Genomic DNA, 24,311 nt, shown 5'->3' with positions numbered 1-24,311 from the left:
GGGCGCGGCACTCACCCGGGCGCGGCACTCACCCGGGCGCGGCACTCACCCGGGCGCGGCACTCACCCGGGCGCGGCACTCACCCGGGCGCGGCACTCATTAGGCGAGCCGGCACTCCTTGGAAGGAGTGCCGGCTCGCGGAACGAGTGCCGCGACGAGTACCGCGACTACTTCTTGGCGGGCTTGGCGGGCTTGGCGGGTTTTTCGGGGGCGGGCGCCTGGCCGGAGGCGCGCTGCTCACGGTAGTAGTCGCGGGCCTCGTCCTGGCGCTCGCGCTCGATGCCGCTGCTGATGGTCGCCCGCAGGTGCTCCTGCGAGTACCCGAAGGCGTCGACGAGGTCCTGGGCGTGCGGGCGGATGCGCGCGATCAGCCGGTCGATGTAGGCGGTGACCGAGAGCGCCCGCTGCGACGACAGCCGCCCGTGAATGAGGTACCAGGCCAGGTTTTTCTCGACCAGGCCGAGGCCGAACAGGTCGCGCAGCCAGGTCAGCACCCGCTTCGTGCCGGGGTCGACGGTTGTCTCGAGAGCCCGCGTGAAGGCCTCCCACTGCAGCAGCTCGGCGTGCGCCTTCGCGGCTTCGATGAGCTCGTTCTGGTGCGAATTGAACAGTGCCGCGGCCTGCTTCTTGGGCATCTTGTTGGCCGAGCGCAGGTGACCGGCGACCTCGCCGATCATCGTCTCGACGCGATCGGTGAGCAGCTCCCGCTGCACGTTCGTGTCGCGCAGGGCACCGACCGACCGCGCGGTCGAGCCGAAGTCGGTGACTGTCTGGGCCAGGGTACGCAGCCCCGAACCGTGGTAAGCCCGCCCCGCGGCCTGCTGCACGACGTAGCGGGCGAGGGCGCCGGCATCCGCTGAGGCGAATTTGCGGCTGTAGTCGGTCAGCAGACGTTTGGCCACGAGCTGCAGCAGCACGTTGTTGTCACCCTCGAAGGTGGCGTAGACGTCGAGGTCGGCGCGCAGGCCGACGAGGCGGTTTTCGGCGAGGAATCCGGCGCCGCCGCAGGCTTCGCGGGCCTCCTGCAGGGTGTCGAGGGCGTGCCAGGTGCTGAGTGGCTTGAGCGCGGCGGCGAGGGTCTCGAGGTCTTGCCGGTCGTCGTCGGTGTCGGCCTTGCCGCTGAAGACCTCGTCGAACTTCACCAGAAACTCGTCGTGCGCGAAGGTCTGCGCATAGGTCGTGGCGAGCCGCGGAAACAACCGACGCTGGTGGCGCTGGTAGTCGAGAATGACCTCTTCTTCGGCGTCGCCGGCGGTGAACTGGCGGCGCTGGCTGCCATAGGTGATCGCGATCGTGAGGGCGAGAGCGGATGCGGCGGTCGCGGCGCCGTCAAGCGACACCCGACCCTGCACCAGGGTTCCGAGCATCGTGAAGAAGCGGCGGCCGGGGCTGCTTATTGAACTCGAGTAGGTGCCGTCGGCGGCGACGTCGCCGTAGCGGTTGAGCAGGTTCTCGCGCGGAATTCGTACGTTCGTGAAGTGCAGCCGGCCGTTGTCGATGCCGTTCAGGCCGCCCTTGAGGCCGTCATCTTCGCCGCCGATGCCGGGCAGGAAGTCGTTGTTCTCGTCGCGGATCGGCAGGTAGAAGGCGTGCACACCGTGTTGGACACCCTGGGTGATGAGTTGGGCGAAGAGCACGGCGGCGATGCCGTCTTTCGCGGCATTGCCGAGGTAGTCCTTCCAGGCGGCGCGGAACGGGGTGTTGATGACGAACTCGTCGGTGTCCGGGTCGAAGGTCGCCGTGGTGCCGATGCTCGCGACATCGGAGCCGTGTCCGATCTCGGTCATCGCGAAGGCGCCGGGCACGCTGAGGTCCATGATGCCGGGCAGGTATTTGTCGTGGTGCGGCTTGGTGCCGAGGTGCAGCACGGCGGCGCCGAACAGTCCCCACTGCACGCCGCCCTTGATCTGCAGGCTCGGGTCGGCGATGACGAGCTCTTCGAAGCCGGCGATGTTGCCGCCGTGGTCGTCGCTTCCGCCGAGGTGTTTCGGGAACGCGCGGTGCACGTGGCCGTTTGCGGCGAGCACCTTGAGCTGCTCGAGCACGCGCAGCCGGTGGTCGTGCATGGACAGGCCCTCGATGCGCTGCATGTCGGGGCGAGCGGTGACCTCGCGGGCCTTGATGCGTACGTCGGCCCAGGTACCGAGCAGCTGGCGGCCGAGCGCAGCCACATCGACCTGGGCGGCGGCCAGGTCGCTGTTCAGGGTGATGGGGCCGGTGTCGCCGCTGGTTTCGGGAGCCTCGGGGGTGGGAAGAGTGGCAGGGCGCTGGGCGGTGTCAACCATCGTTGGTCCTAACTGAGTCGCGCGAACGGGCATGTTCGACTCACGTTAGAACCGCGGGCTCTGGGCGCGAAATGGTGCGTGCCGGGGCTACAACGAAGCATGCCGGGCGCGGCATCCGCCTTGTAGCTTTCGCACAACGCGCGGCCCGATGACTCGGTGATCTCCCACAAAGATGCCGCCGCCCAGGGGCCCGGGTACACGGGCAGCGCAAGGGCCCACGGGCGCACGGGCGCACGGGCGCAAGGGCGCAAGGGCGCAAGGGTGCAAGGGCGCATCTTTCCTCTGCAGGGATGGCGCAGAACGCGCGCAACTCAAGACTGGGTACTGGGCCGGTTGGCGCAACACCCGCGCAGCGGCGCAACACCCGCGCAACGGCATGCCGCGGCGCCGCGTTGGAGGCTCGGACCGAGCTGCGCGGGTAGTGCGCCGCTGCGCGGTACGCGTGCCACCCGCGTAGCGGCGCAGTACCCGCGCAGCTCCAAACCGGCACGGAGCGGGGTAGCGCAACTCCCGCGCAGCGGCGCAACACCCGCGCAAGGGCGCAACACCCGCGCAACGGCGCACTACCCGCGCAGCGGCACCGGTCCCGCACAGCGGCGCACACGCCCGCTGGCGGTGCTCAGGCGGAGCGCCGGGCGACGATGTGGAAGACGTGCCAGTGCCTGCGGCCGAACGCCGAGAAGCCGAGTCGGTCGTCTTCGATGAGGCTGTGTACGTGCAGGCCGCCAAGCAGCTCGTCGACCTCCGCCCGGGAGTGAAAGTTCATGTCCGGGCGGCCGGCCCAGGAGTCGTGCGGGCCGAACAGCTCACCCGAGAAGCCGGCACCGGGGCGGAGCGCCGCGCAGATCTGCGCCCACAGGGCGGGGAAACTCTCAGGGGCGCAGAACGGCAGCGAGAAACAGGCGTTGACGAGGTCCGCCGCCGGCAGCCCCTCCGGTGAATCGGCGAGCTCTTCGAAACGGGCGGACCGGAAGCTGAGGCGGCCGAGCTGCGTGTCACTGAGCCCGACCCGAACCCGCCCCGCGGAGGCCGGATCGGCGTCGATGGCGTGCACGCGCCATCCGTTCTGCAGCAGGTAGCGGGTCTCGATGCCGCCGCCGCAGCCCAGATCGATCGCGGTACCGGGTACGGCCGGGTCACGCAGTTCCAGGACCTGACGCAGCACCGGGCGAACCGCGCGACCGGACTGGGCGTCGTAGTAGGGCGTCCAGTCCGTAGCCGGGGCCGTCTGGACACCCGGTGTCGCATTACTGCGCGGGGTGCTGCTCATGCGATCAGTGTGGCCCTGCACCCACCCCGGTGACAACCTCGATCAGGGCCTCGCCGTAGGCCTCGAGCTTCTTCGCGCCGATGCCGGTGATTCCGTCGAGCGCGGCGAGCGAATCGGGCCGGGCCGTCGCTACGGCGAGCAGCGTCGCGTCGCCGAAGACGATGTAGGCGGGCACTCCCTGTTCCTTCGACTGCGCGCTGCGCCAGGCCCGCAACGCCTGAAAGAGAGTCTCCTGCTCGCCGCTGAGCTCGGCGACACCGGCCTTTGCGGCGCTTTTCGCGGCGGGCGTGCGCCGCAGCGGCCGGTCGGGTTCGGTGCGCAGCTGAACGGTGCGCGATCCGTCGAGAACGGATGCGGCGGCATCCGTCAGTATCAGGGTGCCGTATTCGCCGCTCGTGGCGAGCAGACCCTGGGCGAGCATCTGCCGCACGACGCCGCGCCACTGCTGGTCGCTGAGGTCGGCGCCGATGCCCCAGGTCTTGAGCTCGGTGTGGCTGTACTGGGTGGCGCGCGGCGTCTCCTTGCCGCGCAGAATGTCGATGAGGTGGCCGGCGCCAAACTTCTGGTTGCGCTCGCGCAGCAGGCGCACGATCGTGGAGAGCAGTTTCTGGGCGGGAATGGTGCCGTCCCAGGCTTCCGGCGGGTTGAGACAGGTGTCGCAGTTGCCGCACGGGGTGCTGGTCTGGCCGAAGTAGCGCAGCAGGTTGACGCGGCGGCAGTCGACGGTCTCGCACAGTGCGAGCATGGCGTCGAGGTGCCCAGAGAGGGTACGGCGGTGACTGAGGTCGCCCGGTGACTGGTCGATCATGCGGCGCTGTTGCACGACGTCTTGCAGACCGTAGGCGAGCCAGGCGTTGGCGGGGGCGCCGTCACGACCGGCGCGGCCGGTCTCCTGATAGTAGCCCTCGACCGATTTGGGCAGGTCGATGTGGGCGACGAAGCGCACGTCTGGCTTGTCGATGCCCATGCCGAACGCGATCGTCGCGACGATGATCACGCCATCCTCGCGCAGAAACCGGCTCTGGGTGCGGGCCCGCACGCCGGCGTCGAGGCCCGCGTGATACGGCAGAGCATTGATGCCGTTGGTCTTCAGGAACTCGGCCGTCTGCTCGACGGTCTTGCGGCTCAGCGCATAGACGATGCCCGCGTCGCCGGCATGTTCGGTCTTGATGAACGACAAGAGCTGTTTGCGCACCTCGTTCTTGGCCACGATGCGGTACTGGATGTTGGGGCGGTCGAAGCTCGCCACGAAGTGCTTGGCGTCACCGAGCTGCAGGCGGGTGGTGATCTCTTTGTGCGTGGCATCCGTCGCCGTGGCGGTGAGTGCGATGCGGGGAACGTCGGGCCAGCGGTCGGCGAGTTCCGAGAGGGCGAGGTAGTCCGGGCGAAAGTCGTGGCCCCACTGCGACACGCAGTGTGCCTCGTCGATCGCGAAGAGGGCGATCGTGCCGCGTTCGAGAAAGCGCTTGGTGGCCTCGGAAGAGAGCCGCTCAGGGGCGACGTAGAGCAGGTCGAGGTCGCCGTTCAGGTAGTCGCGTTCGACTTGGTTGCGGGTCGCCGAATCCTGGCTGGAGTTGAGGAACTCGGCGCGCACGCCGACCGCAGTGAGGGCGTCTACCTGATCCTGCATGAGCGCGATCAGCGGCGACACCACGATGCCGGTGCCGGGGCGCACGAGCGCGGGAATCTGATAGCAGAGGCTCTTGCCGCCACCGGTGGGCATGAGCACGACGGCGTCGTTGCCGGCCACGAGCTGGTCGATGATCTCGGCCTGGTCGCCGCGAAAGGAGTCAAACCCGAATACGGTGTGCAGGGCTTCGGCGGGGGTCGTGAACTTTTCGGTGGCGGCGCGTGGCGGCCGGGCCGGCTGTGCCGGACGCGTCTGAACGGCCTGTGCGGTCGCCGGACCGGACTCACCGGAACCGTAGCTCGAGGTGCCTCCGCCGTAGTCGGGCGGTGGTGGCGCATCAAAGTCGTCGGGGGCGTCGAAGTCGTCCGGCGCATCGAAATCGCTGGGTTCGCTCTCGTCTCGCTGCCACGCACTCATGTGGTTCGCACTGCCCTGATCACCGTTTTGATTCGCACCGTTTTGTTTTGCACTGCCGCCATTCCAACTCACCCCGCAAGCCTACCTATCGGGTCAGGGGCGTCGGCGCAGCACGAGCACGGTGACGGTGACGACGAGTCCCACCACGCCGAGAGCGGCGACGATCCAGCCGGCGTCGCCGAGGCCGGTGATCTCGGCATCCGTTGCGGTCGTGTCGGCCGAATCAGTGTCGGCAGCACCGGTGTCGGCAGCACCGGTGTCGGCAGCACCGGCATCGGCGCCCCCGTTGCTGCCGGCCGCATCGCCACAGGCTGGGGCCGTGGCGACACCCTCGGCAAGCGCCTGGCCCGAGGCCGGCTGCCAATCGAACGTGAAGGTGTCCGAAATCGGATGTCCATCGGTCGAGACCACCTGCCAGGTCACGGTGTACTCCCCCGCGGCCCCGAGCTCTGCGGAGGTTTCGGCGGTGGCACCGGCGACGGAGACGCATCCGTCGCCGTAATAAAGAGGAGCGTCGCTCGGGCCACTGACCTGGATGGCGCTGCCGGCGCCGGTGCCGTCGAGGTCGAGCAGGGCGTCGTTCGTGGTGACCGAGATGACGCCCGGCTGCTGCATGACGACGGCGCCGGCTTCGGGCGAGGAGGACACGAGATAGTTGTGAGCCGACGCCGGGGCGGCGGACCACCCGGACAGCAGCGCAAACGCCACGAGGCCGGTCACCCCCAGCGGAGCGAGCAGCGCAGCCAGCGGCGATCGCGCGCGGCGGCCCCGCCCCGCGAGCGAGCGGGAGGATCGCGGCGTCGCGGCGTTCATCACGGCTTTAGGCCGACGTCTTGCGGCGGGCGGTGATCGCGAGCACGATACCGACGGCACCGACGGCGAGGCCGCCGATTCCGAGCACGCGGGCGAGCACGTCGCCGGAGTTGCTCTGGCTCGAGGAGGCTGCGGTGGTCTCGGTCGTCACGGCGGTGTCTGCCTCGCTATCGGATGCGCCCGCGTGGCCATGCTCGTCGGAGCTCGCCTCGGTCACCGTGACGGTGGGCGCCGGGTGCTCCGGCTCTTCTTCGCCGTCGACGGTGGGCTCGCTCCAGCTGGTCTCGCCGACCTCGCAGCTCTGCAGCACGGGAAAGGCCAGGGTCTCGCCCTCGGCGTCGGCCGGCAACTGCAGGCTCAGCGCGAAGGTGGTGCGGTAGCCGTCTTCGAGCGGGGTCGAGGCCGTGTACGTGACCTGGCCGACCCGGTCGCCGTCCATGACCTTCGCCGCGGTCCAGCCCGGGTTGATGGTGGGCGACACACTGTCGATGCCCTGAGGAATGTCGATCGTGATGCCCGTCGTCGGCGAGCCGTCGCAGCCGTGCGCGTTCGAGAAGGTCAGCACGGTGTACGAGCCGGCGGAGGTGGCGGCCGGTTCGACGGAGACGTGGGCGCTCGCGGCGAGCGGTGCGCCGAGGGCGAGCAGGGCGCCGGCGGCAACCGAGGCGGCGAGGGTGAGGGATGAACGCTTCATAGGGGTGTTCCCTTTACTGTGGGTCGTGCTGGGGTCATGCGGAGGGGTCGTCGGGTGGTTCGTTGCGACGACCGAAAAAGTCTGGTGCGCGCACGCAGGCCGCGCACGCAGGTGCGAGGGCCGGGTGGCGGTGGAATCGGGCGCGTTCTCGGCGCTGCACTTTTAGGCGCAGAGCACGAAGACCGGCGGCCCGCGGTGCGGCCGGGTCACGAGAAAGACGCCGAGGTCGCGCGGCGCCGGGGCGTCGCACGTCTCGGGCGGGCGGTGCAGCAGCGTCGGCACGGCGACCGGAACGCGCAGGGCTGCACGACTCGGTGCGACCGAGCGGATGCCGAGGCGTGCGTTGGCGAGCAGCCCCCAGAACGCCTGCTCCCCGTGCCGCAGGGCGATGATCGTGACGGCGGCCGCGGCCAGGTGCGCGAGCCACATGGCCGCGCCGGCATGGCCGGCGTGGGCAATCGCGGTGGCCGCGCCCGGAACGATGCTGACGGCTGGCTCGGCCAGGTGACCGTGCAGACCGGCGGTGGCGGCGACATCCACCGCAAGGGCACCGCCGGCACCGCCGAATGAAAACAGGGTGTGGAAGATGACCTGACTGAGCACGACCGAGAGGCCGAGGCGCAGGGCCGAGACCGTGCGCCCGGCGAGGCCGACGCAGATCATGCCGGCGAAGGCCAGCGAGACCGCCACGGCGAGCGCCGAGGGGGCGGCTCCGCCACCGAGGGTGTGCGAGAGCGCGGCGACCAGGGTCGAGAAGACCGCAACGACCCACCCACGAGCGAAACGCGCCCAGCGTGAGGTCATTGTCGCCCCCTTTGGGCTCTGAAACAGTAGGGGTCCAGCCTACCCGGGCGGGGGCATCCGTCACCAAGCTGTGACCTCGGGGCGGCAAAGCCGTACCTGCAGGGTCTTGCCTCGCCGCCCGCGCGCACAGTATGGTCAGACGAACCTATTTAGTGACCGACTGTTCGGTAACTAATTACCGGTCGCTTATTGTGCAGCCGAACAAGACCCAACTGAATATGCCCCAAACGAAGGAGACCCCAATGAAGCAGTCTCGGATCCGATTTATTGCACCGCTGGCCGTGGTGACCGCCCTGGTCCTGGTCGGATGCAGTACCTCAAACCTGGGTGGCAGCACCGACAGCGACCCGACCGGCGCCGCCGAGACCGGACCGATCAAGATCGGCGCCGTGCTCGACATCACCGGAGGCGGTGCCAACCTCGGCGTTCCCCAGCAGAACACCCTCACGATGCTGGCCGCCGCGCTGAACGAGAACGGCGGCATCGACGGCCGCGAGGTCGAGCTGACCATCGTCGACAACCAGTCCACCGAGGATGGCGCCGCGAAGGCCGCGACCAAGCTCATCGAGAGCGACGACGTCGATCTCATCCTCGGCGCCTCCCGCACCGGCCCGAGCCTCGCGATGCGTTCCATCGCCGAAGCGGCCGAGATTCCGATGATCTCCCTCGCCGCGAACGCGGCCATCATCACCGACTCGAAGTGGGTGTTCAAGACCCCGCAGAACGACGTGGTCGTGCTCGAGACGATTCTCGATGACGCCGAGTCGAAGGGCTACAAGAAGCTCGCCCTCGTGCGTGACGCGAGCGGCTTCGGCGAAGGGGTCGCCGACTACATCACCGACCTCGGCGCCGACCGCGGCATCACCCTCGAGATGACCGAATCCTTCGAGCTCACCGCGACCGACTTCACCCCGCAGATGACCAACGTGCGGGCCTCCGACGCCGACGCCGTGATCATCTGGGGCATCAACCCGGCCGCTGGCCTCGCCCAGAAGGCCTACGGCCAACTCGCCGTTGACAAGCCCGTCTACCAGTCGCACGGCGTGGCCAGCCCGGCCTTCTTCGAAGCCGCCGGCGACGCGGCCGACGGCGTCATCATTCCGAACGGTCGCCTGCTGATCGCGAGCGAACTCGACGCCGCAGACCCGCAGCGCAAGGTCATCGACGCTTTCGAGGCCGACTACTCGGCCGCCTACGGCACCCCGGCCTCGAGCTTCGCCGGCTACGCCTACGACGCCTGGAACATCGCCGTCAACGCCCTCGCCGAGGCGGGAACCGACTCCGAGGCCCTGCGTGACGCGATCGAAGGCACCACCGACCTGGTCGGCGTCTCGGGCGTCTACAACATGACCGCCGACGACCACTCCGGCCTTGACGCGAGCTCCCTGATCCTCGCTGAGGCTCAGGGCGGCGTCTGGTCCCTCTACAAGGACTAGACAGATGCTCACCGACTTTCTCCAGCTCACGGCAGCAGGCCTGTCGCAGGGATCGGTCTACGCGCTGCTCGCCGTCGGCCTGATCTCCGTCTACACCGTGCGACACGTCATCAACATCGCCCAGGGTGACTTCGCGATGATGGCCGGCCTCGGCGCGGTCTGGCTGATCTCGGCCGGAATGCCCCTGTTCGTGTCGATCGTGGCCGCCGTTCTCACCGTGACCCTGGTCTCGGTCGCGATTGAACGGCTGATCATCGCGCGGGTCAAGAAATTGACCACGCTCGTGTCGATCATTCTGACCCTCGGGGTCTCCACCCTGCTGCAGGCCATCCTGCTGCTGGTGTGGGGCCCCGAGGCCAGGGGCCTGCCGGTCTTTCCCGGAAGCGATCTCACGATCGCAGGGGTCAGCATCCGTGCGCAGGAGCTGTGGATGGTCGGTGCTCTCGTCTTCGTGGGCGGCGGCATCGTGTTCTTCTACGAGAAGACCCGCTTCGGCAAGGCGCTGCGCGCGTGTGCCGAGCAACCCGTCGCCGCCCGCATCGTGGGGATCTCCCCGGTGATGGCCTCTGTGCTCGCCTTCGCGATCGCCGGCTTCGTCGGAGCGATCGCCGGCGTGGTGTCCTCGCCGATCTACCTGTCGATCTGGTCGGGCGGCCTGCTGCTCGGGCTCAAGGGATTCGTGGCCGCGGTGCTCGGCGGGTTCTCGTCGTTCCGCGCCGCGATCGTCGGCGCGCTGCTGCTCGGCGTGCTCGAGTCCTATGTGGCCGGCTATGTCGCCTCCGGACTGCGTGACGCGGTCGCCTTCTTCATCCTCATCCTTGTGCTCGTGATTCGCACGGATGGTCTCGTTCTCAAACCCACAGCCGTCAGGGTGTAGCGCAATGTCAAACAAGACCAGGTCACTGTCGACCACACCGACGTTTGTCGGCACACTCACCGCGAAGAAGCCGAGTTTCTGGGTCACCAACCGCGGAGCGACGATCGGCTGCAGCATTCTCGTGCTCGCGGCCATCATCATCCCCTTCACCGCGAGCCCGGCCATGATGAACGTCGCGGTCTTCGCGATGATCTTCGCCCTGCCCGCGATCGGCCTCAACCTGCTGATGGGCCTGGCCGGCCAGGTCAGCCTCGGCCAGGCGGCTTTTTTCGCCATTGGCGCCTACACCCACGCAATTCTGCTCACCAAGTTCGACCTGCCCGGCCCGGTCGCGGCGGTCGGAGCGATCGTGATGGCGATGATCGTCGCCCTGCTCGTGGGCCTGCCGCTCATGCGCCTGCGCGGCCACTACCTCGCCCTCGCCACCCTGGGCCTCGGCTTCATCGTGATGATCATCGTGCGGGAATGGGACTTCACCGGTCGCACCACCGGCATCTACGGCATCCCCCGCCCCGAGGTCTTCGGCGTGGTCATCAACAACAACGGCTACTTCTTCTGGTTCCTCACCCCCTTCGTGGTGATCGGGCTGATCCTCGCGATCAACCTCAGCCGCAGCCGGGCCGGCCGGGCGCTCTCGGCGGTCAACGACTCCGAACTCGCCGCCGAAAGCCTGGGTGTGAACACCTACGCCCTGCGCCTCAAGGTATTCGTCATCTCGGCCGGATTCGCGGGCATCGGCGGGGTCTTCTACGCCTACCAGGTCGCGATCGTGAGCCCCCAGGTCGCGAGCTTCCACCTCTCGGTTGAGATTCTGCTGATGGTCGTCATCGGCGGCCTCGGCTCGGTCTGGGGAGCCCTCGCCGGCTCCTTCCTGGTCGAGTTTCTCGGCGAGGGCATGAGCGAGATCATCCCCGCGCTGATCCCCGGCGCGACCGGCGAGGTGCAGCTGCTCGGCTACGGCATCGTGCTGGTGCTCGTCATTTTGCTGCTGCCCGGCGGCCTGCACCAGGTCGCTGCGGCCGGCTGGGCCAGGGCGACCGGCCTGTGGCGCCGACGCGGCGCGGAATCGGCCCGGGGCATCCGTCGCCCGGCGCACACCGCCGCCGATCTGCACGAACCGATTGTGGCGGATGCCGAGACCACCGACATCGCGCTGCCCGCGATCAGCGTTCCGGTCGCCGCCGGCGAGCCGATTCTGGTGATCGAGGGCCTGACGAAGCAGTACGGCGGCGTCACGGCCGTCAACAACGTGAGTTTCAGTGTGCCGGCCGGCACGATCCTCGGCCTGATCGGGCCGAACGGTGCCGGCAAGACCACGTGCTTCAACATGATCTCCGGCGCCCTCGCGCCGACGAGCGGCTCGGTCACCTTTCTCGGCACGTCGATCGCCGGCCGCAAGCCGCACGTCGCCGCCGATCTGGGCCTGACCCGCACGTTTCAGAACCTGCAGGTGTTCACCTCGACGGATGTCGTGGGCAACGTCTATATGGGACGGTTCCGCAAGGGCCGGGCCGGGGTGCTGCGCGGCATGCTGGGGATGCAGACCGGTGAGCAGCACGAGAACCGCACCCTCGCGCGGGACCTGCTGCAGTCGATGCACCTGACCGATGTCGCCGACGAGGCGGCCGCCGCGCTGCCCTTCGGCCGTCAGCGCATGATGGAGGTGTGCCGGGCGCTCGCGTCTGAGCCGGCCCTGCTGCTGCTCGACGAGCCGATGGCCGGGCTGTCGGGCCATGAACGCGACGTGCTCGCGAACCTGCTGCGCCGACTGCGCACCGCGGGGCTCACGATCGTGCTCGTGGAGCACGACGTGGCCCAGGTCATGTCACTCGCCGACCATGTCGCCGTGCTCGACGATGGTGTGCTCATCGCTCACGGCGACCCCGAGACCGTGCGCAACGACCCGGCGGTGGTGGTCGCCTACCTCGGCACCGACATCGACGAAGCCGAGCACGACCTGATCGAGCTGGAGGAACACGTATGACACTCATCGTTTCCGGACTGAGCGCCGGCTACGGACAGCTCGCGGTGCTGCACGACGTGGCCTTCGAGGTCGCCCGCGGGGAGATCCTCGCGGTGGTCGGTGCCAATGGCGCCGGCAAGACCACGCTGCTGCGGGCGGTCGGCGGCCTGATTCGGCCGACGGCGGGCACGATCACCCTCGAGGGGCGTTCGATCGGCGGCAAAGCGACCGAGAAGATGGCCGGCTTCGGCCTGACCCATGTTCCCGAGAACCGGCTCTGCTTTCCGACCCTGTCGGTGCGGGACAACCTCGATCTCGGGGCCTGGTCGCGCAAGGGGCACGGTGACATGGACTTCGTGCTCGAACTGTTTCCGCGCCTGAAGACCCGCATGGGGCAGGCCGCCGGCACCCTCTCGGGCGGCGAACAGCAGATGGTCGCGATCGGCCGCGGGCTCATGGCCGACCCAACCTGCATCATGCTCGACGAGCCCTCGATCGGTCTCGCGCCCAAGGTCGTCACCGAGATCATGGCAGTGCTCGCGCGGCTGGCCGTGGAGCGCAACCTCGCCGTTCTGCTCGTCGAGCAGAACGTGCGGGCTTCGTTCAAGGTCGCGCACCGGGCCGTGGTGATGCACCGCGGCCGGGTGGCCCTCACGGGGACGCCGGCGGAACTCATCGAGATGCCCGAGGTGCGTAACGCCTACCTGGGCGGGGCCGCGGAACCGGCCCGCCCCGCGCCATCCGCCTAAGGCGGCATCTTCACGCGAGAGCGGGTGAATCGTCGTTGTGGCTCAGCCAGAACGACGATTCACCCGCTCTCACGGGGTCGTGGTGGCGGTGCTGGGTTAGATCGTGAGGGTGCGGTCCACCAGGCGCTCGGCGACCTCGGAGAGCATCAGCCGGTTGCTGCGGGCGTAGCCGCGCAGCACGGCGAAGGCTTCGTCCATCGGGATCGAATGGCTGTAGGCGATGACGCCCTTGGCCTGCTCGATCACGACGCGGGAGTTGAGCGCCGCGCTCAGCTGATCCCGCACGGTCTTGCTCTCGCGCACCGTGCGTTCGTGCAGGATGCCGATGGTCGCGACATCCGCGAGGGCCTGGGCGGCGCGCACGTCTTGCGCGCGCAGCTCGCCGGGGTTGTCCCGCAGCAGGTTGAGGGCGCCGATCGTGGTCTGCCGCAGCCGTAGTGGAATCGCGTAGACCGCCGCGAACCCCTCGGCCCGCGCGCTGTCGCGAAAGCGCACCCAGGCGACGGGACTGTCGTCGATGTTGGGCAGCGACACCACTCGGCCGGTTCGAAAACACTCCACGCACGGGCCGGCCTGGGCGCTGAGCTGCATCATCTCAACGAGCCGGCTGGCCTCACTCGTCGACGCGACGACGTGCAGTTCTCCGCCCTCATCGGCCAGCAGGATGCCGGCCGCCGAGATGTCGAAGAGGGTGTGGCAATTCTCGACCAGGGTCTGCAGCAGGTCGACGACGTCGTAGCCGGCGACAAGGGTGTCGGCCAGGGTCGCGAAGGTGTCGATCAGTATGTCTTCTCGCGTGTTAGCAATCATGTCAATCCTTGATTCGTTATCAGCACTGCTGCTCATCAGCACTGCTCCTCATCAGCGAAGTTGAGTTTTCCGTTGATGATGTCCTCTGCTACCTCCAGCATGGACCGGCCCGCAGAAAATGCGTGGCCCTGAATGATGAGACGGGCATCCGCTGCCGGAATCTGCAGCTGGATGAGCACCATGCCGGTGGCCTGGTGCACGGCGCGGCGGGAGAGCTGGTCGCTCGCCTCGACCGGGTTGAACTCAGAGGCGAGCCGGAACGCGCGCAGCAGGACGAGTCGGCTGACCACGGTCGCCAGCGCCACCGTCTGCCGCACGTGCAGCTCGCTGAGTTCGCTCGGCCGGGCGGTGTAGAGGTCGATCGCGCCAAGCCGCAGGTGGCCCATGCGCAGCGGAAACGCGAAGATCGCGCCGAGGTTCTCGCCCTGAATGGCCTCGGAGAACGCCGGCCAGACCCGCGTCGGCTCGCGCCGAATGTCGGGCTCGATGACGGGATCCGCCGTGACCATCGCGTCCCAGCAGGGGCCCTCGCCGTAGTCGAACTGCAACTCGTCGAGTCGCACGGCGAGGGGGTCGCTCGCCGACACGGTCTCCGAACCCAGAAAGTCGCCGAGCGTCGAAATGGCGATACCGTCGACCGGGAGCACGGTCAGGAACGGCCCGAACATGTCCGATTCGTGGCCGACGGATGCGGTCAGCGCTGCGACCGCTCCCAGAAATCGCTCCGTCATGCCATGCCTATCGATCCGCCCGAAAACCCCCGAAAAATGGATCGAGGTCGTGTGCCGATTGCCACGTTATCAGGGCAAGCCCCAATCAGGGGCGGCCGGTGAAAATGGGGGTGCGTTTCTGCTGAAATGCCCCAAAACCCTCGCGGTAGTCGGCGGTGTCGCAGAGCGCTGCCTGGGCGGTTGTCTCGGCCGACATGCTCTGCCAGAGGCCGAGTCGTTCGTCTCGCAGCGCCCGCACCAGCTCCTTGCTCGCGAGAAAGGCCTGGGTCGCGCCCGAGGCGGCCTTGGCTGCGGCGGCCGCGACCGCATCGGCCAGATCGTCGGCGGGGAAGACCTGGCTGAACAGGCCGCCGGCGACCGCTTCGGCGCCCGACATCAGTCGGCCGGAGTAGATCAGGTCGAGGGTGCAGTGGGCGCCGAGACGTTCCACGAACAGGGCGTGCCCGCCCGAGTCGAGGGTCGCGCCGAGGTTCGCGAACGGCGAGCCGATCTTGGCGGTGTCGGCGACGTAGACGACATCCGTTGCGATCAACAGACCGAGGCCGACGCCGAGGCAGGCGCCGTGGGCGGCCGCGAAGGTCGGAGCCGGAAACCGGCTCATGCGCGTGAGCAGCGGGGTGACGAGCCCGCCAAGGTAGCCCTGCACGTCGTCGCTGAGCGGATCCACCGCCGAGATGTCACGGCCGGCGCAGAAGGCCCGGCCCTCGCCGCGCAGCACGAGGGCGCGCACCCCCGCGGCCTCGGCCTGCGCGTACGCGTCGCTCAGCTCACTGATCGCGACCTCATCGAGGGCGTTCATCTTGGCGGGGGCGTTCAGCACCACGTGGGCGACGTCATTGACTATGGTGAGCTCGATCACGGCATCCGTTTCGATAGTGGTCAGCGGGTCAGACGTCGTAGTTGACGCTGACCTTCTCGGTGGTGGGGTGCGACTGGCAGGTGAGCACGTAACCGCGGGCGATCTCGTCGGGTTCGAGGGCGTAGTTCTCGGTCATCGTGACGTCACCGGTGACGAGTTTGGCGCGGCAGGTGCCGCACACTCCCCCGGCGCACGCGAAGGGTACGTCGGGGCGCACCCGCAGGGCGGCGTTCAGAATGCTCTCCTTCGCGTTGACCGGCGTCGTGACCGTGGCCGTCTGGCCGTCGAGGGTGAACTCGATCTCGAAGGTCTTGTCGCCGGCGGAGACGAGCACCGGGCGGCCGGAATCCGGGGTGAAGGTGGTCGGTTCGCCGGTCGTGAACAGTTCGAAACGCACGTGCGAGCGCGCAACGCCGACGTCGTCGAGGGTGTCGCGGCAGAGCTGCACGAGCTCGAAGGGCCCGCACAGGAACCACTCGTCGATCGTGCCGGGGCGCAGGATGGTGTCGAGCATGCGCCGCAGCTTCTCTTCGTCGATGCGGCCGCTCAGCAGCGACGACGACCGCTGCTCGCGGGAAAGCACGTGATAGAGCGCGAGGCGGGCCGGGTAGCGGTCCTTCAGCTCGGCGAGTTCGTCGAGAAACATCACGTCGAGCGCGGTGCGGTTCGTGTAGACGAGCGTGAACCGCGAGCTGGCGGAGGCCGCGAGCACGGTGTGCGCGAGCGCCATCAGCGGCGTGATGCCCGAGCCGGCGGCGATACCGACGACGTGTTTGTCGTCGAGGGAGTGCAGGGCGGTCGTGAAGGTTCCCTGCGGGCTCATCACGTCGAGGCGGTCGCCGGCGTGCAGCTCGCTGTTTGCCCAGGTGGAGAACGCCCCGCCGAGGTCACGCTTGATGGCGACGCTGATCGATCCCCGGGTCGCGGGGCGGCAGATCGAGTAGCTGCGACGCAGCTCGTGCCCGTCGATGGTTGCCCGCAGGGCCAGGTGTTGCCCGGGAACGTAGTCGAACTCGCCCTCGAGCTTGCGGGGCACCGTGAAGGTCACCTCGACGCTCTCGGCGGTCAACGGACGCACCTCGGCGACCTCGAGCGTGTGAAAACGGGCCCGGCGCTTGGTGGGGGCGAGCGTCGTAGCACCTTGGTTTGTCGAGCCCAGATTGATTGCGGTCATGTCTACAGCACCTTGAAGTAGTCGAATGGCTCGAGGCAATCGCGGCATTCGTAGAGGGACTTGCAGGAGGTGGAACCGAAGTGCGCGAGCTCTCTGGTGTTGAGCGAGGAGCAGCGTGGGCACTTGACCGACAGGCGCAGCGTGAGCGGGCCGACCGGGCCCGACGGCCGTACCGTGGCGTGTCCGTTCGGTGCGGCGATGCCGTACTCGCGCAGCTTGGCCTTGCCGGTCTCGCTCATCCAGTCGGTGGTCCAGGCCGGGCTGAGCACGAGTCGCACGGTGACGGAGGCGTACCCCTCGGTGCCGAGAACGGCCTCGACATCGTCGCGCATCGCGTCCATGGCGGGGCATCCGCTGTAGGTCGGGGTCAGCGTGACGGTGACGTGCCCGTCGACGACGCTCGCCGAGCGCAGCACCCCGAGGTCTTCGATGGTCAGCACCGGAATTTCCGGGTCGGTGACCGTGGCGGCGAGACGCCAGACCTGCAGGGAGGCGGCATCCGTCGGCCGCGGTCGCGCGGTGGCCTCGAGCGGCGTCTGGGTGGTCACCATGTCGCACCCGGGTGGGCGCGGGTGAGCACCTGCAATTCGGCGAGCAGAAAGGCGAGGTGTTCGGAGTGCACGCCGCGGCGGCCGCCGCCGGACGCCGTGAAGCCCTGGGGAACCTCGAGCTCGGCCTCGACCAGTACCGGCGCGATCGCCGCGTCGAACGCCGCTCGCAGGGTGGAGGGGCGTACGGCGACGCCTTCGAGCCGGTCGATGATCGGTTCGTCGCGGAACAGTTCATCGACGTAAGGCCAGACATCGCTCAGGGCGGCGAGCATGCGTCGGCGGGATTCATCGGTGCCGAGCGAGAGCCGCAGTACCCATTGAACAGAGTGGTCGCGGTGATAATCGACCTCTTTGACGGCCTTCGAGGCGATCGCGGCGAGGGTCTCGTCGGCGGATGCCCGCAGCCGGCTGTACAGCTCGAACAGATAGTGAGCGGTCACGAACTGGCGGGCGATGATGTGCGCGAAGTCACCATTGGGCTGTTCCATCAGGTGCAGCGAACGAAACTCGGGCTCGCCACGCCAGTAGGCGAGATCGTCCTCGCTCTGGCCGGTCGCCGACCCGGCATAGTGCAGCAGGGACCGCGCGTGGCCGATGAGGTCGAGGGCGATGTTGCCCAGGGCCACGTCTTCCTCGAGCTCCGGGGCGCGGGAGACGAGCTCGCCGAGCCGCTGGCCCAGCACGAGCGAGTCGTCGCCGAGCCAGGTGGCGTACTCGGCCACGTCGCTCGTGGCGACGTCGGCTCGCTCGATCAGTTCGGCATCGAGCGTCGTGACGTCGACGGAGGCGTGGCCGTGAGCATCCGCTTCGCCGGCGGAAAAGGTCTGATCGGTGGCGCTCACAGGTGCTTCACCCCTTCGCTCTTGGAGTAGTAGCTCGCGTGGCGGTAGTTCTTGCCGGACGGAGACTCGAAGAAGGCGCCCTTCGCGTCGGGATCGCTCGTGGTGATGGCGTCGGCCGGGACCACCCATACCGAGACGCCCTCACCGCGGCGGGTGTAGAGGTCACGGGCGTTGCGCACCGCGAGGGTCTCATCGGGGGCGTGCAGCGAACCGACGTGCACGTGGCTCAGCCCACGGCTGGAGCGCACGAAGACCTCCCAGAGGGGCCAGATTTCCGTTGCGGAGTTACCGGGAGCGGTCATGATGCGAGGTCCTTAGAGTCGGCGGCACTGGCGTTCTTCTTGCGGGCAGCGATCTTGACGGCGTAGGCGGCGGCGGCTTCGCGCACCCAGCGGCCCTCGTCGTGAGCGTCGCGGCGGCGCTGCAGTCGTTGGGCGTTGGCAGGGCCGCGGCCCGCGAGCACCTCGTGAAACTCGGTCCAGTCGATCTCGCCGAGGTCGTACATCTGTGTCTCGTCGTTCCAGCGCAGGTCCGGGTCCGGCAGGGTCACGCCGAGAACCGCGGCCTGGGGCACGAGCATGTTCACGAAGCGCTGGCGCAGCTCGTCGTTGGAGTGGCGCTTGATCTTCCACTTCATCGACTGGGCCGAGTTGGGCGAGTCATCGTCGGGCGGGCCGAACATCATCAGGGCGGGCCAGTACCAGCGGTTGACCGATTCCTGCGCCATCTGGCGTTGGGCCTCTGTGCCCTGCATGAGCTCGAGCAGAATCTCGAAGCCCTGACGCTGATGAAAGGACTCCTCCTTGCAGATGCGCACCATCGCCCGGCCGTACGGACCGTAGCTGGCCCGGCAGAGCGGAACCTGGTTGCAGATCGCGGCACCGTCGACGAGCCAGCCGATGCTGCCCATGTCGGCCCAGGTCGGGGTCGGATAGTTGAAGATCGACGAGTACCGCGCCTTGCCGGCGATGAGGGCATCCGTCATATCGTCCCGACTCGTGCCGAGAGTCTGCGCGGCGGAATAGAGGTAGAGGCCGTGGCCGGCCTCGTCCTGCACCTTCGCGATGAGGATCGCCTTGCGCTTCAGGCTCGGGGCGCGGGTGATCCAGTTGGACTCGGGCTGCATTCCGATGATCTCGGAGTGCGCGTGCTGGGAGATTTGCCGCACAAGGGATTTGCGGTAGGCCTCGGGCATCCAGTCGCGCGGTTCAATGCGCGAATCGGCGGCAATAAGGTCGTTGAACTGCTGTTCTTCAGGAGAGAGCTCCGGTTCTGTTACCGGAGCGCTCTGCGTGGAGGCTGCGTAAGGCCCTGCGGGGATTGTCATCATCGACTCCTGGTCTCACAATCTTTTACCAACCGATCGTTCAGTTAGTATATGCTCACATTTATCGACACGGCAAGCCCCGAGAAAATCGATACGGTAACTCAACGAGGAGAACCAAAAATGACGGATGTGCTCGCTCCCGACAGCCACGGAACTCCCGGCAGCCACGGAATGATGGCCCGCGATCGGGCATCCGCTGCCCTGGGGATGGTCGTACTCAGTCACGAACCGGGCCTCGTGCAGGTGTCGATGCTCATTCGCGACGACATGCTCAACGGCTTCGACGTCGCCCACGGCGGCATTGTGTTCGCCCTCGCCGATACCGCGTTTGCGATCGCCTGCAACGACGATCACCACGTCACCCTCGCGGCGGGCGCCGACATCACGTTTCTGCGCCCGTCGCGCAGCGGCCAGACACTCACGGCGACCGCGGTGCTGCGCATCAAGAGCGGCCGTTCGGGGATCTACGACGTGAGGATCACCGACGAGCACAATGTCACCATCGCCGAATTTCGCGGCCGCAGCCGCACCACGAACCTGCCGGTGCCCGTGCGCGCCGGACTCTGAACCTGTCACCACCGCCCCACCCCGACCCTTTTCCACGCACCCGGAGGTACCATGTCAACGCTGACCAAGACCCGTCTGCACGCGCCCGCCGCCCACGAACTCGACGAGGCCGAACGCATGTCCCGCGACGAGATTCTCGCCCTGCAGCTCACCCGCTTGCAGCAGACCGTGCGCCACGCGTACGCGAACGTACCTCTCTATACGCGCAAGTTCGATGCCGTCGGCGTGCACCCCGATGACATTCGCACCCTCGACGACGTACGCCTGCTGCCCTTCACGACGAAAGACGACCTGCGGGTCTCCTACCCGTTCGGAATGTTCGCCGTGCCGATGGACCAGGTTGCGCGCATTCACACCTCCTCCGGCACGACCGGCATCCCCACGGTCGTCGGCTACACCAAGAACGACCTGCGCATGTGGGCCGGCCTCGTGGCGCGCAGCCTGCGGGCATCCGGCGTGCGACCGGGCATGAAGGTGCACAATGCCTACGGGTACGGCCTCTTCACGGGCGGGCTCGGTGCCCACGCCGGCATCGAAGCGCTCGGCGCGGTCGCGATCCCGATGTCGGGCGGCCAAACCGGCAAGCAGGTGCAGATGATCACCGACTTCGAGCCCGACGTGATTCTCTCCACCCCGAGCTATCTGCTCACGATCACCGATGCCATGGTCGCCGCCGGCATCGACCCGAGACGCACGAGCCTCAAGGCCGGTGTGCTCGGCGCCGAGCCGTGGACGAACCAGATGCGTCTCGAGCTCGAGGACCGCCTCGACTTCGACGCCCTCGACATTTACGGACTCAGCGAGGTCATGGGCCCGGGTGTCGGCAACGAGTGCATCGAGTCCAAAGACGGGCCGCACCTCTGGGAGGACCATTTTCTGCCCGAGGTCATCAACGGCGATACCGGAGTGTCGCTGCCCGACGGCGAGACCGGCGAACTTGTCTTCACCTCGCTCACCAAGGAGGCGTTTCCGGTCATCCGTTACCGCACCCGCGACCTGACCCGCCTGCTGCCGGGCACCGCGCGCCCCGGCATGCGCCGGATGGAGAAGATCACCGGCCGCAACGATGACATGATCATTCTGCGCGGCGTCAACCTGTTCCCCACCCAGATCGAGGAGATCGTGCTCGGCATCGAGCACCTCTCCCCGCACTTCGTTCTCGAGCTCACCCGACCGGGCCGCATGGACGAGCTCACCGTACGCATCGAACGCCACGAGACGACGGATGCCGAGTGCTCGGCCCTCGCCCGCACCCTGCTGATCAACGTGATCAAGGACCGTATCGGTTCCTCGGTGAACGTGGAGATCGCCGAGCCCGGAACCCTCGAACGCAGCGTGGGCAAGCACAAGCGCGTCTACGACCTGCGGTGATTCCACGCCAGATCTCGGTGCGCCCGCGTGAGAGACTACATATCTATGTCTGACGTGACCACCCCCAAGCGCGGGCGCCCCGGCTATGACCAGGCCGCGATCCTCGAGATCGCGGTGTTGGCCTTCAACGAATACGGCTACGACGCCACCTCAATGGGCGTCCTCGCCTCGCGACTGACCCTGTCGAAGGCGGCGATCTACCACCACTTCTCGTCGAAAGAGGAGCTTCTTCAGCTCGCCCTCGACCACGCCCTCGGCGGACTCGAGGGCCTGCTGCTCGAGCCCGGCGCCGCCACGGGGGCCGCAATCGACCGTCTTGCGCACGTGCTGCGCGGAGCCGTGCACGTGCTCGCGGATCGCCTGCCCTACGTCACCCTGCTGCTGCGCGTGCGCGGCAACACCGATGTCGAACGCCAGGCGCTCACGCGCCGGCGAGCCTTCGACCGGGCCGTGGCCACGCTGGTCACCGCCGCCCGCGACGAGGGCTCCCTGCGGGCCGACATCGACCCGGCCGTCGTGACTCGCCTGCTCTTCGGCATGGTCAACTCCATCGCGGAGTGGTACCGCCCGACCGGTCCCACGGATGCCGCGCACCTCGCCAACGACGTGCTCGCCGTGGCCCTCAACGGACTCCGCACCCCCGCCTGAGGACGACCCTCAGGGTCACGTCACGATGCCTCTGGACGGCGCAATAGGCCCGTAACCGGCGACACGCCACACCGAAACACCGGGCTGCTTAGCTCAGTGCATGATTACTTCGCACGCGACTACCCGCCAGCTGCACCGCGCCGCACCGGCCTCGACTGCCGAGCTCGACTCCGTCGAGGGAACGGTTGAACACGGCAACGCCTGGGGCCGGGTCATTGGGTTTCCGACGGCCAATATCACCGTTCCCGGCCTCCTGGCCCACAGCGGAATCTGGGCGGCGCGGGTGTACGGCACCACCCTTGACCCGAGCGGAATCGTCGCCGCGGTCTGTGTCGGCACCCGGCCCACGTACTACGGCGATACCGGCGAACCCCTTCTCGAAGCGCACCTGCTCGACTTCAGCGGCGACCTGTACGACCTTCCCCTGCGCGTGGAACTCCATGCCCTGCTTCGTCCGGAGCGCAAGTTCGTCGACACCCCGGCGTTGATCGACCAGTTGCAGATCGATGTGCAGCACGTGCGCGAGTGGTTCGCCGCCGAGCCCAAAGCGTCCCGCTGAGTCCGATGCACTGGAAACAACAGCCCCCGCGCGGGGCCCCTCAGCTGACGGTCGGCCCGCGAAACGCCGCCACGCGCATCCGCGACCGCGAACTGCGGCGGCAAACTGCCGTAGCGAACGCCCTCACCGCGCTGCGCGCCGAGCTGAGCGACCGGTCGGTCACCCACGACATGCTCGCGGCCAGAACCGGCCTTCCGCTCGGCCTGCTGCGGTGGTCCTATCCCCGGCTGGAGGCTGTCAACTCATTACTTTGCCTACCGGGGGCCGCCTCCATGCCGGACGGCGCACACACACGAGCCGACCACGCGAGCTGACCGCGCCTCCGACACCGCGCCGGCGGCGCAATGAGACCGTTACACCGCCTCCGACTGCGATGCGGGCGGCGCAATCCTGGCGCAACAATGGGCTGTCAAGCTTCAGGTAACACCCACTCACCCGTACCAATTAGTCAGAGGAAGCACGCATGCGAACCGTGGTCGTCGCCGGAAATCCCAAACCACAATCGAAGACGCTCGATGCGGGCCTCCTGCTCGCCGAAGCACTCGGGTTGTCGACACCGGAGGTCATCGACGTGGTCACACTCGGCCCGGCGCTTTTCGGCTGGGGTGACCCTGCGGTCGTCGAGGCCGTCGCGCTGGTTCAGAGTGCCGACGTTGTCATCTTCGCCTCACCGACCTACAAGGCGACCTACACCGGTGTCATCAAGCTGTTCCTCGACCAGTTCGCTGGCGGGACCGGCCTGCAGGGCATCGTCGCGGTGCCGCTCATGCTCGGGGCAGGCCCCGCCCACGCGATGGCCCCCGACGTGTTTCTCAAGCCCGTGCTGGTGGAACTCGGGGCGATCTGTCCCACACCCGGCCTCTACCAGATCGACCGCACCTACGCGGAGGACGCAGCGATCCCGATCTGGGCGGCGCGCTGGGCACCGGTCATCCACGCACTCGCGCACGCCGACCTCTCGCACCCAGTCACCACTCGTTCGAACGGAGCATGACCATGACACTCACCGCCTACTCCCCCGATCCGGAGCTGTTGCGCACCACGTTTTCGCACTTTCCCACCGGAGTAGTCGCCTTGGCGGCCGAGGTCGACGGCGAGCAGGTTGGCATGGTGGCATCGTCCTTCACGGTCGGGGTCTCCATGGACCCGCCAATGGTTCTCTTCTCGGTGCAGAACGGTTCGACGACCTGGCCGGACCTGCGTGCTGCCGGCCGTATCGGAATCTCCGTGCTCGCTGAAACACACGGATCAGCGTGCAGGCAGCTCTCGTCACGAAACAAGCAGTCACGCTTTGACAACCTCGACATCGAGACCAGCACCGCCGGCGCCATCTTCGTGCACGGCTCACCCGTCTGGCTTGAGTGTGTCGTGCGCAGCGAGGTACCCGCGGGAGACCACCACGTCGTACTCCTCGAAGTACTCTCGCTGCGCACCGACCCCCTCGTCGACCCCCTCGTCTATCACGACTCGGGCTTTCGCCAGCTGCACAAGGCGGCCTGAGTCCCGGACGGCTGCCTCCGCCAGACCCCTCACAACTTGGTTTGAACAGAGGGTTNGTTAAACCAAAAAAGGCCACCCCGTGGGGTGGCCTTTCATGTTGTTTCTCAAGTTAAGTCCGGCGGTGTCCTACTCTCCCACAGGGTCCCCCCTGCAGTACCATCGGCGCAAAGAGTCTTAGCTTCCGGGTTCGGAATGTGACCGGGCGTTTCCCTCTTGCTATAGCCGCCGAAACAGTTTTCGATTGTTTCGAACCTATATTTTTTAGTTATAGAGCCCACACGTTAGGTGTAGGCGTTGTTCTCGACCGTACATCGAGAACCACATAGTGGACGCATAGCAGCTCATTCAAACTACAAGTGTTATCAAATTATCGGCTTATTAGTACCGGTCAGCTCCATGGGTCTTTAGTCCCCACTTCCACATCCGGCCTATCA

The 24,311-nt window shown here is 67.5% G+C and carries 25 protein-coding genes and 1 rRNA gene; 11 read left to right on the top strand and 15 right to left on the bottom strand.

Features of this window, described 5'->3' with window-relative positions:
• Nucleotides 1-167 precede the first annotated feature (167 nt).
• The 6 genes from E3T55_RS05705 to E3T55_RS05680 all read right to left on the bottom strand — a co-directional run bounded on the left by E3T55_RS05705 (nt 168) and on the right by E3T55_RS05680 (nt 7,913).
• Nucleotides 168-2,285 carry an acyl-CoA dehydrogenase family protein gene (locus tag E3T55_RS05705; protein WP_134518620.1) on the bottom strand — a complete coding sequence of 706 codons (2,118 nt, stop codon included), beginning with the start codon at nt 2,283-2,285 and terminating at the stop codon, nt 168-170.
• 619 nt (nt 2,286-2,904) lie between these two features.
• Entirely contained in the window at nt 2,905-3,555 is a 651-nt protein-coding gene (locus E3T55_RS05700; RefSeq protein ID WP_134518619.1) for a class I SAM-dependent methyltransferase, read from the bottom strand.
• 4 nt (nt 3,556-3,559) lie between these two features.
• Nucleotides 3,560-5,602 carry a DNA helicase RecQ gene (gene recQ, locus E3T55_RS05695; protein ID WP_134518618.1) on the bottom strand — a complete coding sequence of 681 codons (2,043 nt, stop codon included), beginning with the start codon at nt 5,600-5,602 and terminating at the stop codon, nt 3,560-3,562.
• Nucleotides 5,603-5,695: 93 nt separating this feature from the next.
• Nucleotides 5,696-6,415, bottom strand: a complete 720-nt coding sequence (locus E3T55_RS05690; RefSeq protein ID WP_241992891.1) for a copper resistance CopC family protein — start codon at nt 6,413-6,415, stop codon at nt 5,696-5,698.
• 7 nt (nt 6,416-6,422) lie between these two features.
• The gene (locus E3T55_RS05685) at nt 6,423-7,109 is read right to left on the bottom strand and encodes a YcnI family copper-binding membrane protein (protein WP_134518616.1); all 687 of its coding nucleotides are present in this window, start codon (nt 7,107-7,109) and stop codon (nt 6,423-6,425) included.
• Between the two features lie 162 nt (nt 7,110-7,271).
• Nucleotides 7,272-7,913: a hypothetical protein gene (locus E3T55_RS05680; RefSeq protein WP_134518615.1), complete on the bottom strand. Its 642-nt coding sequence runs from the start codon at nt 7,911-7,913 to the stop codon at nt 7,272-7,274.
• Between the two features lie 242 nt (nt 7,914-8,155).
• On the opposite strand from E3T55_RS05680, the gene E3T55_RS05675 reads away from it, so the two are divergent.
• The 4 genes from E3T55_RS05675 to E3T55_RS05660 are packed head-to-tail and all read left to right on the top strand — an operon-like array spanning nt 8,156 to nt 12,938.
• Nucleotides 8,156-9,349 (top strand): ABC transporter substrate-binding protein, encoded by a 1,194-nt coding sequence (locus E3T55_RS05675; RefSeq protein WP_166791690.1) that lies wholly within the window; start codon nt 8,156-8,158, stop codon nt 9,347-9,349.
• Between the two features lie 4 nt (nt 9,350-9,353).
• Nucleotides 9,354-10,226, top strand: a complete 873-nt coding sequence (locus E3T55_RS05670; RefSeq protein WP_134518613.1) for a branched-chain amino acid ABC transporter permease — start codon at nt 9,354-9,356, stop codon at nt 10,224-10,226.
• 4 nt (nt 10,227-10,230) lie between these two features.
• Complete coding sequence (locus E3T55_RS05665) at nt 10,231-12,210, top strand: branched-chain amino acid ABC transporter ATP-binding protein/permease (protein WP_166791689.1); 1,980 nt, start codon at nt 10,231-10,233, stop codon at nt 12,208-12,210.
• Nucleotides 12,207-12,938, top strand: coding sequence for an ABC transporter ATP-binding protein (locus E3T55_RS05660; RefSeq protein ID WP_134518611.1), 732 nt, complete (start codon nt 12,207-12,209; stop codon nt 12,936-12,938). The genes E3T55_RS05665 and E3T55_RS05660 overlap by 4 nt, the downstream gene beginning before the upstream one ends.
• Nucleotides 12,939-13,034: 96 nt before the next feature.
• Here the strand turns inward: E3T55_RS05660 and E3T55_RS05655 are convergent, their stop codons facing one another.
• From E3T55_RS05655 to paaA, 8 genes are all read right to left on the bottom strand, one after another.
• Complete coding sequence (locus E3T55_RS05655; protein ID WP_134518610.1) at nt 13,035-13,748, bottom strand: GAF and ANTAR domain-containing protein; 714 nt, start codon at nt 13,746-13,748, stop codon at nt 13,035-13,037.
• 35 nt (nt 13,749-13,783) lie between these two features.
• Nucleotides 13,784-14,479 (bottom strand): GAF and ANTAR domain-containing protein, encoded by a 696-nt coding sequence (locus E3T55_RS05650; RefSeq protein ID WP_134518609.1) that lies wholly within the window; start codon nt 14,477-14,479, stop codon nt 13,784-13,786.
• Between the two features lie 85 nt (nt 14,480-14,564).
• On the bottom strand, nt 14,565-15,338 hold the full coding sequence (locus E3T55_RS05645) for an enoyl-CoA hydratase/isomerase family protein (RefSeq protein ID WP_134518608.1): 774 nt from the start codon (nt 15,336-15,338) through the stop codon (nt 14,565-14,567).
• 28 nt (nt 15,339-15,366) lie between these two features.
• Nucleotides 15,367-16,512, bottom strand: a complete 1,146-nt coding sequence (paaE, locus tag E3T55_RS05640) for a 1,2-phenylacetyl-CoA epoxidase subunit PaaE (RefSeq protein ID WP_134518607.1) — start codon at nt 16,510-16,512, stop codon at nt 15,367-15,369.
• A gap of 2 nt (nt 16,513-16,514) precedes the next feature.
• Complete coding sequence (gene paaD, locus E3T55_RS05635; protein ID WP_134518606.1) at nt 16,515-17,063, bottom strand: 1,2-phenylacetyl-CoA epoxidase subunit PaaD; 549 nt, start codon at nt 17,061-17,063, stop codon at nt 16,515-16,517.
• Entirely contained in the window at nt 17,057-17,905 is an 849-nt protein-coding gene (gene paaC, locus E3T55_RS05630) for a 1,2-phenylacetyl-CoA epoxidase subunit PaaC (protein WP_134518605.1), read from the bottom strand. Before paaC ends, paaD begins: the two co-directional genes overlap by 7 nt.
• Entirely contained in the window at nt 17,902-18,207 is a 306-nt protein-coding gene (gene paaB / locus E3T55_RS05625) for a 1,2-phenylacetyl-CoA epoxidase subunit PaaB (protein ID WP_134518604.1), read from the bottom strand. The genes paaC and paaB overlap by 4 nt, the downstream gene beginning before the upstream one ends.
• A complete protein-coding gene (gene paaA, locus E3T55_RS05620; RefSeq protein WP_420897973.1) occupies nt 18,204-19,235 on the bottom strand; it encodes a 1,2-phenylacetyl-CoA epoxidase subunit PaaA in 1,032 nt (343 codons plus the stop codon). The genes paaB and paaA overlap by 4 nt, the downstream gene beginning before the upstream one ends.
• 117 nt (nt 19,236-19,352) lie before the next feature.
• Between paaA and paaI the strand changes: the two genes are divergently transcribed.
• The 7 genes from paaI to E3T55_RS05585 all read left to right on the top strand — a co-directional run bounded on the left by paaI (nt 19,353) and on the right by E3T55_RS05585 (nt 23,877).
• On the top strand, nt 19,353-19,799 hold the full coding sequence (gene paaI / locus E3T55_RS05615) for a hydroxyphenylacetyl-CoA thioesterase PaaI (protein WP_134518602.1): 447 nt from the start codon (nt 19,353-19,355) through the stop codon (nt 19,797-19,799).
• 51 nt (nt 19,800-19,850) lie between these two features.
• Nucleotides 19,851-21,170 carry a phenylacetate--CoA ligase PaaK gene (gene paaK / locus E3T55_RS05610; RefSeq protein ID WP_134518601.1) on the top strand — a complete coding sequence of 440 codons (1,320 nt, stop codon included), beginning with the start codon at nt 19,851-19,853 and terminating at the stop codon, nt 21,168-21,170.
• 45 nt (nt 21,171-21,215) lie between these two features.
• Nucleotides 21,216-21,818: a TetR/AcrR family transcriptional regulator gene (locus E3T55_RS05605; protein WP_134518600.1), complete on the top strand. Its 603-nt coding sequence runs from the start codon at nt 21,216-21,218 to the stop codon at nt 21,816-21,818.
• Between the two features lie 100 nt (nt 21,819-21,918).
• A complete protein-coding gene (locus E3T55_RS05600) occupies nt 21,919-22,377 on the top strand; it encodes a riboflavin kinase (RefSeq protein ID WP_134518599.1) in 459 nt (152 codons plus the stop codon).
• A gap of 5 nt (nt 22,378-22,382) precedes the next feature.
• Nucleotides 22,383-22,691, top strand: coding sequence for a hypothetical protein (locus tag E3T55_RS05595; protein WP_134518598.1), 309 nt, complete (start codon nt 22,383-22,385; stop codon nt 22,689-22,691).
• Nucleotides 22,692-22,840: 149 nt separating this feature from the next.
• Nucleotides 22,841-23,371, top strand: coding sequence for an NADPH-dependent FMN reductase (locus E3T55_RS05590; RefSeq protein ID WP_134518597.1), 531 nt, complete (start codon nt 22,841-22,843; stop codon nt 23,369-23,371).
• Nucleotides 23,372-23,373: 2 nt separating this feature from the next.
• Nucleotides 23,374-23,877, top strand: coding sequence for a flavin reductase family protein (locus tag E3T55_RS05585; protein WP_134518596.1), 504 nt, complete (start codon nt 23,374-23,376; stop codon nt 23,875-23,877).
• Nucleotides 23,878-23,990: 113 nt separating this feature from the next.
• Here the strand turns inward: E3T55_RS05585 and rrf are convergent.
• Nucleotides 23,991-24,107: ribosomal RNA gene (gene rrf / locus E3T55_RS05580) — 5S ribosomal RNA — on the bottom strand.
• Between the last annotated feature and the right edge of the window lie 204 nt (nt 24,108-24,311).

Origin of the sequence: Cryobacterium frigoriphilum (assembly GCF_004403305.1) — a bacterium.
Taxonomy (GTDB): Bacteria; Actinomycetota; Actinomycetes; order Actinomycetales; family Microbacteriaceae; genus Cryobacterium; species Cryobacterium frigoriphilum.
Note: the sequence above shows the minus strand (reverse complement) of the source record. Positions and strands in the feature narration are given on the sequence as shown.

Excerpts from the sequence above, each read along its gene's own strand:
- E3T55_RS05605 (WP_134518600.1), top strand. The coding sequence starts at position 21,216 with ATGTCTGACGTGACCACCCCCAAGCGCGGGCGCCCCGGCTATGACCAG.
- E3T55_RS05585 (WP_134518596.1), top strand. The coding sequence starts at position 23,374 with ATGACACTCACCGCCTACTCCCCCGATCCGGAGCTGTTGCGCACCACG.
- paaD (WP_134518606.1), bottom strand. The coding sequence starts at position 17,063 with ATGGTGACCACCCAGACGCCGCTCGAGGCCACCGCGCGACCGCGGCCG.
- E3T55_RS05655 (WP_134518610.1), bottom strand. The coding sequence starts at position 13,748 with ATGATTGCTAACACGCGAGAAGACATACTGATCGACACCTTCGCGACC.
- E3T55_RS05680 (WP_134518615.1), bottom strand. The coding sequence starts at position 7,913 with ATGACCTCACGCTGGGCGCGTTTCGCTCGTGGGTGGGTCGTTGCGGTC.
- paaI (WP_134518602.1), top strand. The coding sequence starts at position 19,353 with ATGACGGATGTGCTCGCTCCCGACAGCCACGGAACTCCCGGCAGCCAC.
- paaB (WP_134518604.1), bottom strand. The coding sequence starts at position 18,207 with ATGACCGCTCCCGGTAACTCCGCAACGGAAATCTGGCCCCTCTGGGAG.
- E3T55_RS05670 (WP_134518613.1), top strand. The coding sequence starts at position 9,354 with ATGCTCACCGACTTTCTCCAGCTCACGGCAGCAGGCCTGTCGCAGGGA.
- E3T55_RS05700 (WP_134518619.1), bottom strand. The coding sequence starts at position 3,555 with ATGAGCAGCACCCCGCGCAGTAATGCGACACCGGGTGTCCAGACGGCC.
- E3T55_RS05705 (WP_134518620.1), bottom strand. The coding sequence starts at position 2,285 with ATGGTTGACACCGCCCAGCGCCCTGCCACTCTTCCCACCCCCGAGGCT.
- E3T55_RS05665 (WP_166791689.1), top strand. The coding sequence starts at position 10,231 with ATGTCAAACAAGACCAGGTCACTGTCGACCACACCGACGTTTGTCGGC.
- recQ (WP_134518618.1), bottom strand. The coding sequence starts at position 5,602 with ATGAGTGCGTGGCAGCGAGACGAGAGCGAACCCAGCGATTTCGATGCG.
- E3T55_RS05685 (WP_134518616.1), bottom strand. The coding sequence starts at position 7,109 with ATGAAGCGTTCATCCCTCACCCTCGCCGCCTCGGTTGCCGCCGGCGCC.
- E3T55_RS05675 (WP_166791690.1), top strand. The coding sequence starts at position 8,156 with ATGAAGCAGTCTCGGATCCGATTTATTGCACCGCTGGCCGTGGTGACC.
- E3T55_RS05600 (WP_134518599.1), top strand. The coding sequence starts at position 21,919 with ATGATTACTTCGCACGCGACTACCCGCCAGCTGCACCGCGCCGCACCG.
- paaK (WP_134518601.1), top strand. The coding sequence starts at position 19,851 with ATGTCAACGCTGACCAAGACCCGTCTGCACGCGCCCGCCGCCCACGAA.
- paaA (WP_420897973.1), bottom strand. The coding sequence starts at position 19,235 with ATGATGACAATCCCCGCAGGGCCTTACGCAGCCTCCACGCAGAGCGCT.
- E3T55_RS05690 (WP_241992891.1), bottom strand. The coding sequence starts at position 6,415 with ATGAACGCCGCGACGCCGCGATCCTCCCGCTCGCTCGCGGGGCGGGGC.
- paaE (WP_134518607.1), bottom strand. The coding sequence starts at position 16,512 with ATGACCGCAATCAATCTGGGCTCGACAAACCAAGGTGCTACGACGCTC.
- E3T55_RS05650 (WP_134518609.1), bottom strand. The coding sequence starts at position 14,479 with ATGACGGAGCGATTTCTGGGAGCGGTCGCAGCGCTGACCGCATCCGTC.
- E3T55_RS05660 (WP_134518611.1), top strand. The coding sequence starts at position 12,207 with ATGACACTCATCGTTTCCGGACTGAGCGCCGGCTACGGACAGCTCGCG.
- E3T55_RS05590 (WP_134518597.1), top strand. The coding sequence starts at position 22,841 with ATGCGAACCGTGGTCGTCGCCGGAAATCCCAAACCACAATCGAAGACG.
- E3T55_RS05595 (WP_134518598.1), top strand. The coding sequence starts at position 22,383 with ATGCACTGGAAACAACAGCCCCCGCGCGGGGCCCCTCAGCTGACGGTC.